This window comes from Stenotrophomonas maltophilia group sp. Smal32 (assembly GCF_030237085.1).
GTDB classification, from domain to species: domain Bacteria; phylum Pseudomonadota; class Gammaproteobacteria; order Xanthomonadales; family Xanthomonadaceae; genus Stenotrophomonas; species Stenotrophomonas maltophilia_Q.
In genome coordinates, this window is record NZ_JASJSI010000004.1 from 30,822 (window position 1) to 44,446 (window position 13,625).

Consider the following 13,625-nt stretch of genomic DNA (forward strand, 5'->3'; position numbering starts at 1 on the left):
CAATTATCCGCCGCAGGCGCCGTTAACCACTGCGTGCCCCGCTGACGGGCGTGTCATCCGGAGCAAGATCGCGTGGACCAAGGGATCATCGCCAGCCTGCTGCAGCACCCGCTTGCGTCGGCGCTGGTCATCGTCGACCGCACGGGCCGCCCGCTGGCGGCCAATCCGGCTGCGCGCGAGCATGGCCTGCCGGCCACCGTGGCCGCCTATGCGCCGATGCTGGAGGATCTGCGCCTGATGGCGGCTGATGGCGGCATCGTGGCCTGCACGCTGCCGGGTGGCCCGCACGGGCACTACGACGGCCACCTGCGCGCCGTGCATGATGGCGCCGGCAATCTGCTGGCCTTCACGCTGAGCATTCCCGAACCGGTGCCGCTCGGCGGCGGTGGGCGCTGGGAGCTGGCGCTGGACAGTGCCGGCCACAGCCTGTGGGACTGGGACATTCCCAGCGACCGTGTGGTGCGGACTCCCGCACTGGGCGATGAAACCGCCACCGAGATACTGGCGCGCGTGCACAGCGAGGACATCGCCCAGGTACGGGGCGCACTGGACGAGCATCTGCGAGGGCTGAGCGAGCAGTACAGCGCACAGTTCCGTTTCCGCCAGGCCGATGGCCAGTGGCGCTGGGTGCTGGACCGGGGCCGCGTGGTCGCACGCACCGCCGATGGCCAGCCGTTGCGCATGGTCGGCACCCATACCGATATCGAACAGCAGAAGCAGCTGGAAGGGCTGCTTCAGGAACAGCAGCTGCACCTGAGCGAGGCCCAGCGCATCGCCAGCATGGGCAGCTGGTCGTTCGATCCCAACAGCGGTCACTTCTGGTGGTCGCCGGAGCTGCGTTCGCTGCTGGCGCTGGAGCAGGGCGCCGTGCCCGGCCAGCGCCGCTGGCTGAAGCAGCTGCACCCGCGTTCACGTGGTGCACTGCGTGCAGCCTGGCGACGGTTGTGGCGCGATGGCCGCGCCGCCAATCTCGAGCTGGAACTGACCCGCGGCCATGAACCGTCGCAGCACCTGCGGCTGTGGATGCAGCCGCTGCTGGACATGGACGGACAGCCCAAACGCCTGCTCGGACAGGTGCAGAACATCACCGAGCAGCACCAGACCGACGCGCTGATCCGCTGGCGTACCGAGCTGCTCAACCGCGTCTCCGCGCTGGGCCGCATCGGCGGCTGCGAGATCGAGGTGCAGACCCGGCACATGCAGTGGACCGAAGAGTGCTACCGCATCCACGGCCTGCGCAAGGAGCCGATCACCCTCGACCAGGCGCTGGCGCTTTACACCGAGGACTCACGCAACGCCTTCGAAGCGGCGTTGGGGCGCATCGCCGATGGCGGGCTGCCCGAGCAGCTGGACCTGTGCTTCTACCGCCAGTCCGGCCTGCGCGTCTGGGTGCAGGTGCTGATCGAACTGGACCGTCGTGATGGGCTGCCGCCGCGCTTCGTGGTGCTGTTCCGTGACATCACCCGCGAACGCGAGGCCAACGAGCGTATCGAGCTGCTGGCGCATTACGATCTGCTCACTGGCCTGCCCAATCGCGTGCTGCTCGGCGAACAGACCGCCGAAGCCATCGAGGAAGCGCGCGACCGCGGGACATCGCTGGCGATGCTGTTCATCGATCTGGATGGCTTCAAGACCATCAACGACAGTTTCGGCCACGCCACCGGCGACGCCCTGCTGAAGGCGGCCGCCACCCGGCTGCACCAGAACCTGCGCAACAACGATCTGTTCGGGCGCTTCAGTGGCGATGAATTCATCGTGGTGCTGCGCGATCTGGCCGAGCCGGAAGACGCCGGCCATGTGGCACGCAAACTGATCGCTTCGTTGGCCGAACCGCTGCGCCGGGGCGAAACCACCTTGAAAGTGGGCGCCAGTGTCGGCATCGCGATGCTGGGTGACGCGCAGACCGACTTCGACTCCCTGCTGCGTGCCGCCGATGCGGCGATGTACGCGGCCAAGGAAGCCGGCCGCAATACCTACCAGTACTACAGCCAGGACGCGCTGGCCCGCATCCAGCGCAAGCTGGAGCTCGAGCACGCCCTGCACGGCGCCATCGAGCGCGAAGAGTTCAGCCTGGCCTATCAGCCGCTGCTGCACGCCCATCACGGCGAGCCGCCGGCGATCGAGGCGCTGCTGCGCTGGCACCGGCCCGGGATCGGCTACTGCAGCCCGGCCGAGTTCATCCCCATCGCCGAGAAGTGCGGCGAGATCGTACGGATCGGCGACTGGGTACTGAACGAGGCCTGCCGCCAGGCCACCGCCTGGGACCGCGCCGGCCTGCGCTTCGACCGCATCGCCGTGAATGTCTCGGCGGTGCAGCTGCGTGACCGCGGCTTTGCCGAGCGCGTGATCGAGATCTGCCACGCCCATGGCTGGCCGCCGCAGCGGCTGGAGCTGGAACTGACCGAGTCGGCGTTGATCCGTGACACCGACATCCTGCGGCATTGCTTCGACGTGCTGGAACGTCACGGCGTGCCGCTGGCGGTGGATGACTTCGGGACCGGCTTCTCCAACCTCAACTACCTCAACCGCTTCCCGGTGGGGCGCCTCAAGATCGACCGCAGTTTCGTGCAGGGCATGCTGCACGATTCGGGCACGGCCGAAGTGACCCAGGCCATCGTGCACCTGGGCCACGCGCTGGGCATGAAGGTGGTGGCCGAGGGCGTGGAAACGCACCAGGAGGAAGACATGCTGCGCCGCCAGGGCTGCGACGAGATCCAGGGCTACCTCTACTCACGCCCGCTCAGCCCTCGCGATCTGGCGCAGTGGCTGCGCCAGCCACAGCCGGTTTCGCTGCGCACCGATGCTAGTGGGGAAGTGGTGCTGGTGCGCTGAAAGCGCGCTCTGGTAGGTGCCGACCGTTGGTCGGCACGAATGCCTGCGCGCGCGACCATCCACGCATAGCGTGGATCTACCGCAACCCGCTTTGGTGGGTGCCGACCTTGGTCGGCACGAATGCCTGCGCTCGCGATCATCCACGCATGGCGTGGATCTACCGCCTTGGGTCAACGAATCGCTGCGGGAACTCCGACCGCACCCGCGCCCGCACTGCCTCGACAACCTCGGCATAGCGCCGCAGCTGGATGCGATACCCCATATAGAACACCAGCAGCATGCCCAGCATCGGCCATGCCACCGGGCGCACCAGAATGATGGGCAGCACCAGCACGGTCAGGGCCAGCGCGAACCAGCTGCATCGCCCGATCACACGCACCTCGCGGCGTCGCTTGTCGACCAACAGCTGGCCGTGCATCAACGGAAAATAGCGGCCGCCATAGCCCGGTGCGAAGCTCTCACGGAACGCCACGCTGCGGTCGGGCAGTACACGGAACACAAAGCTCAGCCACTTGTCGGTAGGAAGGTCGTACTCCAGCCCGATCAGTGACAGTTGGGTCAGTTCAGCCGGAGAGGCGGCGATGCGCTGGTTGAACAGGACGATGCCGGTGCGGAAGAAGAGCGGTGCCCAGAACAACAGAAGCAGCAGTTCCAGCAGCATCAATGCGATCAAAGCGATGGCCATCGGTCTTCCATGAGCGGGATCGGCGCATCATGCCACAGCGATTCAACCCATCTGGTAGATCCACGCCATGCGTGGATGATGTGGCAGCGCGTGTTCCCGGACGCCATCCACGCATGGCGTGGATCTACCTCAGGGCTTCGCCATCCAGCCCCAGGTCCCACGCCAGCCCCAGCAGCTCCTCGTCCGCGCGGGACGGCGCCGGACGTGCATCGGCCAGCTGCTGCAGTTCGCGGATCTCTTCGCGGGCGACCTCTTCCAGCTGCTGCAGCTGCTCACGCACGCTCGCGTTGCGCGGGCGCTCGGTGACGGTGAGGGAGGGCAGGGTGCGGATCAGGGTCATGGTGCGCGTACAGGATGCATCCAACGGCAGGGTACAGGCAAAGGCCCCGGGATGACCGGGGCCTTGCGGGCTGCCGGCAACGGCAGCGGACATCAGGATCAGAACAGCTCGACGGTGCCGGCGCCCATGCTCTGCTGGGCAACCGGCTTGTGCGGCGGGCGTTCCCACTCGCTGCGCAGTTCGCGCAGGCGGCTGCCGGTGCGCTGCAGGGCGGTGGCGATCTCTTCGTCGAACACGCCGCCATTGCGGTGCAGCAGCTCCTGCAGGGCCACCGCTTCACGGTTGATTGCGGTCAGGCGGTCCAGGTGGGTGTGCACGCCGCCCAGGGCCTGGGTGGCGATGTCTTCGAACTGCAGGGCGCGCACGGCTTCGGCCACGCTGCCATCGATCGAACGGGCGCACTCGGAGACTTCGCGCATCCCGTCGCCCAGCGAAGCATTGATCTGCGCGACGTTGTCGAGCATCGCCGCGGCTTCCAGGCGCGCTTCGCGGGAGCGATCCATGTCACGCGACGCCATGTGCGAGACCGTCTCGCGCACCTTGGCGATGGCGTCCTTGGAGCTGTGCGCCAGCTTGCGGATCTGCTCGTTGAAGGTGGTCGAGCGCTCGGACAGGTTGCGCACTTCGTCGGCGACCACCGCGAAGCCACGACCGGCTTCACCGGCACGCGCCGCTTCAATGGCAGCATTCAGCGCCAGCAGGTTGGTCTGGTCGGCGATCGACTTGACGTCTTCCAGCAGCGCGAAGATGCCATCCAGGTGCTGCGCCATCTGGTCGATGTGCTGCACGGTGGTGCTGCTCTGGCCGCTGACCTGTTCCAGCGCTTCCACCAGCTGTTCCATGCGGTGGCTGGCGTGCTGGGCGAAACGGGCAACGTCGAGGCCGGCATTGCCTTCATCACCAGCGCGGTCGACGATGCGCGACAGGGCCTGGCTCTGCTGGCGCGACTTGCGGTTCATCGCATCGAAGCTGCCACCGAGGCTGGAGACGGCCTGGCGGATCAGGTCACGGGCGCGTTCCACTTCGCCGCGCGAACCGTCGATCTCGTTGCCGACGAAGTTGCGCAGTTCGGTCAGCAGCTGGTCCTGCTCACGCAGGACACGGGCATGTTCCGGGGAACGGTGCGCCTGGGCGCGGGTGGTCCACCACGCAAAGCCGAGCCAGCTCAGCGTCATCGTGGTCAGGATCGCCCAGCGCAGGGCGGCCGGCCATTCGAAACCGATGGCGATGGGGAGCAGCAGGGTCAGAGCCAGGGGGGCGGCCAGACGGATGAAAATGCGTGAGTACATGGACGTTCTCGGGAGGTGCACGGAGGATGTATCGGCCGTACCCCCTTTCTCTTTAACGTCGATGTGCCTCGAAGTGCATTCTGAATGCGCCGGTTTTCCGGCGCTCTGGCGGCTTCAGGGTCAGAGCCCTTTCCGTGCCGGAAAGGGATCCGACCCCACACCCTCAGGCCAGCAGGCGGTCCACGGCCTCGATCATCGCCCTGCGGCTGAACAGGAAGTCCCAGTAGCTGCCGCCCAGCTGGCGCCACAGCACCGCCGAGCGCACCGCCCCCAGCAGCAGGGCGGGGATCTCGGCGACCACCCCGGCCCGGCCCAGGAAATGCGCGGTGGCCTGGACAATCACCGGCGGCTTCAGGTGCCTGAAGGTGTCGGCATACAGGCCCGCCACGGTGGTCAGCACGACCCGGTGCCCGCAGACGCCGAGTTGGGGGTCCAGGCGCTGGGCGCGCTCGATGCCCGAGGCGACCTTGTTCACGGTGGCGCCGTCCTGCACGAAGCGGCGCTCCAGCTGCAGCACCGACAGGGCCAGCTTGGGCAGGATCGGGTCCTGGCCCTGGCTGCGGAAGTAGTTGTGCAGCAGGCGCAACCCGGCCTTCAGTGCATGACGGTCACCGAACACCTCCTGCGGCGAGGACGCATCGACACGGAACACGCTGTCCACGGCGGTGCGCACGGCGGCGGCGTCGGAATGGCCGGTATCGGCGATGCGGCGTACCTGCTGCAGGGCCTGGGCAATGCCGGCCAGGGCCAGGACGCGGTCGTCGACAGTGAAACTCATGCAGCGATTACCTCAAAAGGGGAAGGGGTGGTGCGCAGGCGCTGTTCCAGCGGCGCATCGGTGGCGGCGATCACCGCGCCACCCAGGCACACATCACCGTCATACAGCACCAGCGATTGACCGGGGGTAACGGCGCGTTGCGGGCGCGCGAAGGTGACCAGCACGCTGCCATCGTCCAGCACCTCGACCGTACACGGCTCGTCGGGCTGGCGGTAGCGGGTCTGGGCGGTGCATTCGAAGCGCCGCGCCGGCGGCGAGCCGGCAATCCAGTGCGCGCGTTCCGAACGCAGGCGCCCGGACAGCATCCACGGGCTGTCGCGGTCCTGGTCCACGTACAGCACATTGCTGGCCACATCCTTGCCGACCACATACCACGGTGCAGCCGGGCGGCCACGCACGCCGCCGATGTTGAGTCCCTCGCGCTGGCCTAGCGTGAAATAGAACACGCCCGGATGCTCGGCAATCACGCTGCCGTCGGCCGGGTCGAGGATCTGGCCCGGCTTGGCCGGCAAATAGCGTCCAAGGAACTCGCGGAAATCGCGCTCACCGATGAAGCAGATGCCGGTGGAATCCTTCTTGGCGTGGGTCGGCAGGCCAACGTCGCGCGCGATCCGGCGCAGGTCGCTCTTTTCCAGGTCGCCGATCGGGAACAGGGTGGCCGCCAGCTGCTCCTGGCCCAGCTGGTGCAGGAAGTAGCTCTGGTCCTTGGAACGGTCGGCACCACGCAGCAGCAGCCACTGGTGGCCGCGCTGGGTCACCCGTGCATAGTGGCCGGTGGCGATGCGCTCGGCGCCCAGCTCGCGGGCGGCATCCAGGAAATGCTTGAACTTCACCTCGCGGTTGCACAGCACGTCCGGGTTCGGCGTACGGCCGGCCGCGTACTCGGCCAGGAAGTGCTCGAACACGCCCTGCCAGTACTCGCTGGAGAAGTCCCGGAAGTGGAACGGGATGCCGAGCAGGCCGCAGACGGCCACCGCATCGCGACGGTCATCCTCGGCGCGGCAGTCACCGCTGCCATCGTCAGCCCAGTTCTGCATGAACAGGCCAGCCACGGCCTCGCCCTGCTGAACCAGGCGCCAGGCGGCGACCGAGGAATCGACGCCACCGGAAACGCCCACCATCACGCGCGGAGTGCTCATGCGACCTCCCGGACCAGGGAGAGCGGATGGCGCTGGCCACCCAGGTAATCCGCTACTACCTGCCATACCAGCGGGCTGCGCTGGCGCTCGCCTGCGGCCTGCAGTTCTGCCGGGGTCAGCCACAGCGCGCGGTCGATGCCGGTGTCCAGCGGCTGCGCCGGGTCGTGCGAGACCGGGCGCGCCGCATAGCAGAAGCGCAGGAAGGTCGTGCCGTCGCCGGCAGTCCACTGGTAGCAGCCGATGAAATGGGTCAGCTGCACCGTCCAGCCGGTTTCCTCGCGGGTCTCGCGCAGGGCTGCCTCGGCCAGGCTTTCGCCGGGCTCGAGGTGGCCGGCCGGCTGGTTGAGCACCTGCCGGCCGTCAATGGTCTCTTCAACCAGCAGCACGCGGCCGCCGTCGACCACCACGGTGGCGACGGTGGCATGCGGTGCCCAGCGCGGGTCCGGCGTGGCGTTCAACTCAGAACTCGTCCTTCTTGGTCAGTTCCAGCTCCATGGCGTCGGCGGTGCGGATGGCCGCATCGATGGCGTCGCTGAGCTGGTCGGCCGTGGCATCGGCGTCGATCTTCACCACGAACATGGCGGTGGTGTCCTGCTTTACCCAGCCGCCCATCTTGGCGTCCTGCGAATCTTCCAGCAGGCGGTTGGCCACGGCCACCGGGAACTGCTTGGTCTTGGCGCTGTAAGCCGGCGACCAGATCTCGCGGATGTTGTGGGTGCCGAAATCTTCCACCGCCGAGCGTACGTAGACCATCTGGGTGCGGTCACCCTCGACGTCGAAGACCATGCGGTAGTCGCCGTCCTCGTCGACTTCATAGGTGTAGCCCAGCTTGTCCAGGTGGCGGGCCACGGCCTTGTCGGCGTCTGCGGCAGTGGCGGAGCCGGATGCAGCCAGGGCGATCAGCAGGGTGGAGAGAAGCGTCCTTTTCATGAAGATCCTGTGAAACATTACTGAGAGAGGGTGCAATTGTGACGGCGGGCGTGCGTGCCGTCCAATCTGCGGCGGGCCGACGCAGGCTCGCCCGAGCCTCTATAATGACCCGATGCCCCATGAGTCTTCCCCCGATTCCCAGCACGAGCACGGCGTCGCCGTAGAGGCCGCGCACCCGGAAGTGGCGCCGCCGCCGTTCTACCAGGTGATGCTGCTCAACGACGACTACACCCCGATGGATTTCGTGGTGGACGTCCTGCAGCAGTTCTTCAGCATGGACCTGGACAAGGCCACGCAGGTGATGCTGCACGTCCATACCCGCGGCCGCGGCGTGTGCGGTGTGTTCACCCGCGAGGTGGCCGAGACCAAGGTTGCCCAGGTCAACGAGTACTCGCGGATGAACCAGCACCCGCTGCTCTGCACGATGGAAAAGGCCTGACCGGCTGCCGGTTCTCGTCCGGGTAGACCGATCGTCAAGGCGTGCCGACGCCTGACGCATCGTGCCCACCAAGGTGGGCACCTACCAGGGCAGGAGCCTGTAGAGCCGAGCCCGCGCTCGGCTGCTGTTCACCCAGGCATCCAGATCTCTGCCAACGGCAGCCGACCGCAGGCTCGGCTCTACAGCTGGGTCACGCTTCCGCCAGTGCCTCCAACGCCATTTGCGCCACCGTCTCATCGATGTCGGCGGGGTCGCCGTCATCCCGGAACCAGACCGCCGACAATCCCGTGCTGGCTGCGATCCAGCGCAGCAGGCGCGTGCGTTCCAGCCCAGCCAGCGCACTGACCTGTTGCAGCCGGGCGGCAAAGCGCTCCGATCGCGTCGCGACATGGATGCCGGGACCGCACAGGTCCGGGTTGCTGAACAGCGTGGTGTAGTCGAAGGCCCGGTCGCCCAGCAGTCGCTTCGGGTCGATCGCCAGCCAGCCGCGCGCGCCGAAATCCAGCACGTTGTCGTGGTGCAGGTCGCCATGCAGTGGCCTGATCTCCCGTTCGTCCTGCAGCAGCCCCTCCGCCAGTGATCTGCACTGTTCCAGCAGTGGCGGCAGCGCAGCCCTTGGCTGCAGCAGGTCGGCGAACCATGCACGCAGGCAGACCAGTTCCGCTGGCGTTGCGCTCCGTGGCCGGTGCAGCCGCTGCAGGACCTCGCACAGGATCGTCGTGCAGGCGTCGTCGTCGCCCTGGATCGAACGTTGCCGCAGCGAGTCGCCACCGGCACGCTCGATCAGGATTGCCGGCCCCTCGTGGGCCAGCAGTTGGGCAGCGCCGTCGCCAGCCCACCAGCGCAGCAGCCGATGGGCGTTCTGTTCCTCGGGTTCGTCGCTGACCTTCAGCATCGCCGGTTCGCCGGCGGCGGTCAGCACCGGCCAGAGGTGGGCGCGCGGCGTTTCGATGGCCTCGCCATCACGCCGCAATCGCCAGAGGCTCAGGTAGGGTTCGCTCATGCTGGGCGGGCTGTCCTGGAGTGAATGAAGATCAAGCGATGTGTACTGCTAACGCCATCTGAACGCAGCAATCCGCTAGGGTGATGGAAAACGCGTAGTCAGGCCGCATATTGTCCCCATCTGCCGCCGGAGTAATCCATGTTCAGCAAAGACCTCGAACACACCATCGGCCAGTGCTACAAGCGCGCCCGTGAGGCCCGGCATGAGTTCATGACGGTCGAACACCTGCTGTTGGCACTGCTCGACAACCCGTCCGCCCAGGCCGTACTGAAGGCCTGTGGTGCCGACGCCGAACGCCTGCGCCAGGAGCTGGGCCAGGCCATCGAGGCCTCCGTGTCCCGCCTGGCCGAGGATGACGGCCGCGATACCCAGCCGACGCTGGGCTTCCAGCGCGTGCTGCAGCGGGCCGTGTACCACGTGCAATCCTCGGGCAAGAAGGAGGTCACCGGCGCTAACGTGCTGGTCGCCATCTTCGGCGAAAAGGACTCCCATGCCGTCTATTACCTCAACCAGCAGGATGTGACCCGGCTGGATGTGGTCAATTACCTTTCCCATGGCATCGCCAAGCTGGGCGAGGAGGGCGAGCAGCCGTCTTCGTCCTCGGAGGGCGAGAGCCGCATGGAAGGCGGGGAGGGCGAGCCCAAGGGGGATGCCCTGACCGAGTTCGCCAGCAACCTCAACGACCAGGCCCGGGCAGGTCGCATCGACCCGCTGGTCGGCCGTGCCGACGAGATCGAGCGCACCATCCAGGTCCTGTGCCGCCGTCGCAAGAACAACCCGCTGTACGTGGGTGAGGCCGGCGTGGGCAAGACGGCCATCGCCGAAGGCCTGGCCCGTCGCATCATCGAAGGCTCGGTGCCCGACGTGCTGGCCGACGCGGTGATCTACTCGCTCGACCTGGGTGCACTGGTAGCCGGTACCAAGTACCGTGGTGACTTCGAGAAGCGCCTGAAGAGCGTGCTGACGGCACTGAAGAAGGTGCCCAACGCGGTGCTGTTCATCGACGAGATCCACACCATCATCGGTGCCGGTTCGGCGTCGGGCGGCACCATGGATGCGTCCAACCTGATCAAGCCGGCGCTGGCGTCGGGCGAGCTGCGCTGCATCGGCTCGACCACCTTCCAGGAATACCGCGGCATCTTCGAGAAGGACCGGGCACTGGCCCGCCGCTTCCAGAAGATCGACATCGTCGAGCCGACGGTGGGCGAGACCTACGAGATCCTGCAGGGCCTGAAGTCCAAGTACGAGCTGCATCACGGTGTGACCTACTCCGACGAGGCCCTGCAGGCCGCAGTGGACCTGTCCGTGAAGCACATCGGCGACCGCCTGCTGCCGGACAAGGCCATCGACGTGATCGACGAGGCCGGTGCCCGCCAGCGCCTGCTGCCCGAGGGGCAGCGCAAGGAGCTGATCGACGTCGAGGAGGTCGAGGCGATCGTGGCCAAGATGGCGCGCATCCCGGCCAAGCAGGTCAGCGCCACCGACAAGGATGTGCTGCAGCACCTGGAGCGCAACCTGAAGATGGTGATCTTCGGCCAGGATCCGGCCATTGAGACGCTGTCTTCGGCGATCAAGCTGGCCCGTTCAGGCCTGGGCAACCCGGAAAAGCCGATCGGCAACTTCCTGTTCGCCGGCCCGACCGGTGTCGGCAAGACCGAAGTGACCAAGCAGCTGGCGCTGCAGCTGGGCATCGAGCTGGTCCGCTTCGACATGTCCGAGTACATGGAGCCGCATTCGATCAGCCGGCTGATCGGCGCGCCTCCGGGCTACGTCGGCTTCGACCAGGGCGGCCTGCTGACCGAGAAGATCGTAAAGACGCCGCACTGCGTGCTGCTGCTGGATGAGATCGAGAAGGCGCATCCGGACATCTTCAACATCCTGTTGCAGGTGATGGACCGCGGCGTGCTGACCGATACCAACGGTCGTGAGGCCAACTTCAAGAACGTGGTGCTGGTGATGACCACCAATGCCGGCGCGGCGCAGGCCTCGCGGCGCTCGATCGGCTTCACCAAGCAGGACCATGCCACCGACGCGATGGAAACGATCCGCCGCAGCTTCACCCCGGAATTCCGCAACCGCCTCGACGCGGTGGTGCAGTTCCAGGCGCTGGGCTTCGAGCACATCCTGCGCGTGGTGGACAAGTTCCTGATCGAGCTGGAGATGCGCCTGCAGGAGAAGCACGTCAGCCTGTCGGCCACCCCGACTGCGCGCGATTGGCTGGCCCACCACGGATTCGACCCGCTGATGGGTGCCCGGCCCATGGCCCGCGTCATCCAGGACAAGGTCAAGCGCCCGCTGGCAGACGAACTGCTGTTCGGCAAGCTGGTGAACGGTGGCAAGGTCAGCATCGACGTGCGCGACGACGAGCTGGTGGTCGAAACCCAGGCCGAGCCGGAGCGCCTGTTGCCGGTGACGGTGGAGTAAATCCACGTCGGGCCGGTGCCCGATGTGGGCAGCGACAAGGGCGGCTTCGGCCGCCCTTGTTGCATGTACCAAAACTTAACGCCCCTGCTGTGCCAGCCGCCTGAAGGTTGCCGCGTCGATCGGCTCGATCCGGGTCACAGTGCAGTGGTTGCTGTCTGTCTTCAGCGTACTGCGGGCGTCACCGCAGATCCGTTCAGGGGTGCTGGGGGTGAAGAAGACGTAGCTGGCCGAGGCGGCAGCGCCCAGGCAGCGCTTCTGCAGATGCACCCGATAGTGGCTGTCACCGTCGCGCAGCAGCACCTCGCGTTCCGTGCTGGAAGGGCGGATATCGCGATTGGCGCCGAGAGCGATGCACTCGGATGCATTGGAGGGCTTTGTGGGTTCAGCGGCGAATGCCGCCAGGGGCAGGCTGGCCAGCAGAACTGCCGGCAGTAGGACGTGCGGGAGCAGGGCGTTCATGATCGGGCGGGGGTAGCGATCCGGACTGGATCGGATCCCACGATGCCGCGGCGGCTGCAAGCGCGAATCTGCCGCAAGCAGGGCTGACCGACGCCACGGTGAGCTCGGTCACGGTGACCTCCGGCAGGGCCGGATTCCGGACATGACAAAAGGCCAGCAACCAGGGCTGGCCTTGTCGAAATGGCGCCAGGCGCCGACCGCTTACTTCATGCGGTAGGTGATACGGCCCTTGGTCAGGTCGTACGGGGTCATTTCAACCTTGACCCGGTCACCGGTGAGGATGCGGATGTAGTTCTTGCGCATGCGGCCGGAGATATGGGCGATGATTTCGTGCCCATTTTCCAGGCGAACGCGGAAAGTGGTGTTCGGCAGCGTCTCGCTGACGGTGCCCTCGAACTCGATGGAATCGTCTTTCGACATGTAGTCCTGTGCGGTTCAGAAAACGGCCACGCTGGGCCTAAGGCGCAGTATTTTACGCGTGACGGCGCCAGCTTGCAAAGTTTGTGTTAACCCCCGGCCAAACGCCGTGCTGGCAAGCGTCCGACCGCCCGTGTCCATGGGCCCTCCCGGCCGTCACCGCGCACGGCCCGGCGCACGTGCTGCAGGAATTCCGCGCGCGGGAGGTGCTCGGCACCCATCCGCAGCAGGTGCGGATTCTCCACCTGGGCATCGATCAGTTCCCAGCCCCAACCATGCAGAGTGGAGGCCAGGGCGGCCAGGGCGATCTTGGAGCCGCCGCTGGCGCCACTGAACATGCTCTCGCCAAAGAACATCGACCCGATTGCCACCCCGTAGATGCCACCGACCAGGGTCTCCCGGTCCCAGACTTCGAACGAATGGGCGAAGCCCAGGTCGTGCAGCTGGCTGTAGGCCTCGACCATCGCCGGGCTGATCCAGGTGCCATCCTGGCCGGGCCGTGGTGCCGCCGCGCAGGCACGCATCACGCGGCTGAAAGCGGTGTCGGCGGTGACCTCCCACGTACTGCTACGCAGCTGGCGGCGGAACCGGCTGGACAGATGCACGCCCTCGGTGCGGAACACCACGCGCGGGTCCGGTGACCACCACAGGATCGGCTCGCCCTCGCTGAACCATGGGAAGATGCCGCCAGCGTAGGCATTGAGCAGGCGCACAGGGTGCAGGTCACCACCGATGGCGAGCAGGCCATCAGGCTGGCGCAGCGCGGTCTCGGCCGGAGGAAAGGGGGCGTCCGGCGTATCGGCCAGGCGCCAGGGCAGCTGGCGGGTCATGCCGGCATTGTATTCGTCGTGGTGATCGGCGATGTCTGGCACCATCAGTCTCCATCGGCA

Annotated in this window: 14 protein-coding genes; 3 read left to right on the plus strand and 11 right to left on the minus strand. The window is 66.7% G+C overall.

Annotated features, from left to right (window positions below; genetic code table 11):
* The first annotated feature begins 72 nt into the window (after nt 1-72).
* A complete protein-coding gene (locus QRO91_RS01625) occupies nt 73-2,832 on the plus strand; it encodes an EAL domain-containing protein (RefSeq protein ID WP_197649989.1) in 2,760 nt (919 codons plus the stop codon).
* Between the two features lie 157 nt (nt 2,833-2,989).
* Here the strand turns inward: QRO91_RS01625 and QRO91_RS01630 are convergent, their stop codons facing one another.
* The 7 genes from QRO91_RS01630 to QRO91_RS01660 form a co-directional block, all read right to left on the minus strand.
* Nucleotides 2,990-3,517, minus strand: a complete 528-nt coding sequence (locus tag QRO91_RS01630) for a hypothetical protein (protein ID WP_197649990.1) — start codon at nt 3,515-3,517, stop codon at nt 2,990-2,992.
* A gap of 124 nt (nt 3,518-3,641) precedes the next feature.
* Nucleotides 3,642-3,857, minus strand: a complete 216-nt coding sequence (locus QRO91_RS01635) for a hypothetical protein (protein WP_197649991.1) — start codon at nt 3,855-3,857, stop codon at nt 3,642-3,644.
* Nucleotides 3,858-3,955: 98 nt separating this feature from the next.
* Nucleotides 3,956-5,146 (minus strand): methyl-accepting chemotaxis protein, encoded by a 1,191-nt coding sequence (locus tag QRO91_RS01640; RefSeq protein ID WP_049427835.1) that lies wholly within the window; start codon nt 5,144-5,146, stop codon nt 3,956-3,958.
* A 163-nt stretch (nt 5,147-5,309) separates the two neighbouring features.
* Nucleotides 5,310-5,924 carry a high frequency lysogenization protein HflD gene (gene hflD / locus QRO91_RS01645; RefSeq protein WP_285310204.1) on the minus strand — a complete coding sequence of 205 codons (615 nt, stop codon included), beginning with the start codon at nt 5,922-5,924 and terminating at the stop codon, nt 5,310-5,312.
* Nucleotides 5,921-7,063 (minus strand): tRNA 2-thiouridine(34) synthase MnmA, encoded by a 1,143-nt coding sequence (gene mnmA, locus QRO91_RS01650; RefSeq protein ID WP_197649993.1) that lies wholly within the window; start codon nt 7,061-7,063, stop codon nt 5,921-5,923. Before mnmA ends, hflD begins: the two co-directional genes overlap by 4 nt.
* Complete coding sequence (locus QRO91_RS01655; RefSeq protein WP_049427056.1) at nt 7,060-7,521, minus strand: NUDIX hydrolase; 462 nt, start codon at nt 7,519-7,521, stop codon at nt 7,060-7,062. Before QRO91_RS01655 ends, mnmA begins: the two co-directional genes overlap by 4 nt.
* A gap of 1 nt (nt 7,522) precedes the next feature.
* Nucleotides 7,523-7,993, minus strand: a complete 471-nt coding sequence (locus QRO91_RS01660) for a hypothetical protein (protein ID WP_197649994.1) — start codon at nt 7,991-7,993, stop codon at nt 7,523-7,525.
* A gap of 112 nt (nt 7,994-8,105) precedes the next feature.
* On the opposite strand from QRO91_RS01660, the gene clpS reads away from it, so the two are divergent.
* Complete coding sequence (gene clpS / locus QRO91_RS01665; protein WP_049432234.1) at nt 8,106-8,432, plus strand: ATP-dependent Clp protease adapter ClpS; 327 nt, start codon at nt 8,106-8,108, stop codon at nt 8,430-8,432.
* A gap of 190 nt (nt 8,433-8,622) precedes the next feature.
* On the opposite strand, the gene QRO91_RS01670 is transcribed toward clpS, so the two are convergent.
* Nucleotides 8,623-9,435, minus strand: a complete 813-nt coding sequence (locus tag QRO91_RS01670) for an APH(6) family putative aminoglycoside O-phosphotransferase (RefSeq protein ID WP_197649995.1) — start codon at nt 9,433-9,435, stop codon at nt 8,623-8,625.
* A gap of 138 nt (nt 9,436-9,573) precedes the next feature.
* Here QRO91_RS01670 and clpA point away from each other — a divergent pair, with 138 nt between their 5' ends.
* On the plus strand, nt 9,574-11,859 hold the full coding sequence (gene clpA / locus QRO91_RS01675) for an ATP-dependent Clp protease ATP-binding subunit ClpA (protein WP_285310205.1): 2,286 nt from the start codon (nt 9,574-9,576) through the stop codon (nt 11,857-11,859).
* A gap of 75 nt (nt 11,860-11,934) precedes the next feature.
* Here clpA and QRO91_RS01680 read toward each other — a convergent pair whose 3' ends face one another.
* From QRO91_RS01680 to aat, 3 genes are all read right to left on the minus strand, one after another.
* Nucleotides 11,935-12,318 carry a hypothetical protein gene (locus tag QRO91_RS01680; RefSeq protein WP_197619132.1) on the minus strand — a complete coding sequence of 128 codons (384 nt, stop codon included), beginning with the start codon at nt 12,316-12,318 and terminating at the stop codon, nt 11,935-11,937.
* A gap of 201 nt (nt 12,319-12,519) precedes the next feature.
* Nucleotides 12,520-12,738 carry a translation initiation factor IF-1 gene (infA, locus tag QRO91_RS01685; RefSeq protein ID WP_005409596.1) on the minus strand — a complete coding sequence of 73 codons (219 nt, stop codon included), beginning with the start codon at nt 12,736-12,738 and terminating at the stop codon, nt 12,520-12,522.
* Nucleotides 12,739-12,824: 86 nt separating this feature from the next.
* Complete coding sequence (gene aat, locus QRO91_RS01690) at nt 12,825-13,565, minus strand: leucyl/phenylalanyl-tRNA--protein transferase (protein ID WP_197619313.1); 741 nt, start codon at nt 13,563-13,565, stop codon at nt 12,825-12,827.
* Nucleotides 13,566-13,625 lie beyond the last annotated feature (60 nt).

Bases quoted from the DNA above. Each gene is read 5' to 3' on its own strand.
- QRO91_RS01630 (WP_197649990.1), bottom strand. From the start codon at position 3,517: ATGGCCATCGCTTTGATCGCATTGATGCTGCTGGAACTGCTGCTTCTG.
- QRO91_RS01635 (WP_197649991.1), bottom strand. From the start codon at position 3,857: ATGACCCTGATCCGCACCCTGCCCTCCCTCACCGTCACCGAGCGCCCG.
- QRO91_RS01640 (WP_049427835.1), bottom strand. From the start codon at position 5,146: ATGTACTCACGCATTTTCATCCGTCTGGCCGCCCCCCTGGCTCTGACC.
- hflD (WP_285310204.1), bottom strand. From the start codon at position 5,924: ATGAGTTTCACTGTCGACGACCGCGTCCTGGCCCTGGCCGGCATTGCC.
- mnmA (WP_197649993.1), bottom strand. From the start codon at position 7,063: ATGAGCACTCCGCGCGTGATGGTGGGCGTTTCCGGTGGCGTCGATTCC.
- QRO91_RS01660 (WP_197649994.1), bottom strand. From the start codon at position 7,993: ATGAAAAGGACGCTTCTCTCCACCCTGCTGATCGCCCTGGCTGCATCC.
- clpS (WP_049432234.1), top strand. From the start codon at position 8,106: ATGCCCCATGAGTCTTCCCCCGATTCCCAGCACGAGCACGGCGTCGCC.
- QRO91_RS01670 (WP_197649995.1), bottom strand. From the start codon at position 9,435: ATGAGCGAACCCTACCTGAGCCTCTGGCGATTGCGGCGTGATGGCGAG.
- clpA (WP_285310205.1), top strand. From the start codon at position 9,574: ATGTTCAGCAAAGACCTCGAACACACCATCGGCCAGTGCTACAAGCGC.
- QRO91_RS01680 (WP_197619132.1), bottom strand. From the start codon at position 12,318: ATGAACGCCCTGCTCCCGCACGTCCTACTGCCGGCAGTTCTGCTGGCC.
- infA (WP_005409596.1), bottom strand. From the start codon at position 12,738: ATGTCGAAAGACGATTCCATCGAGTTCGAGGGCACCGTCAGCGAGACG.
- aat (WP_197619313.1), bottom strand. From the start codon at position 13,565: ATGACCCGCCAGCTGCCCTGGCGCCTGGCCGATACGCCGGACGCCCCC.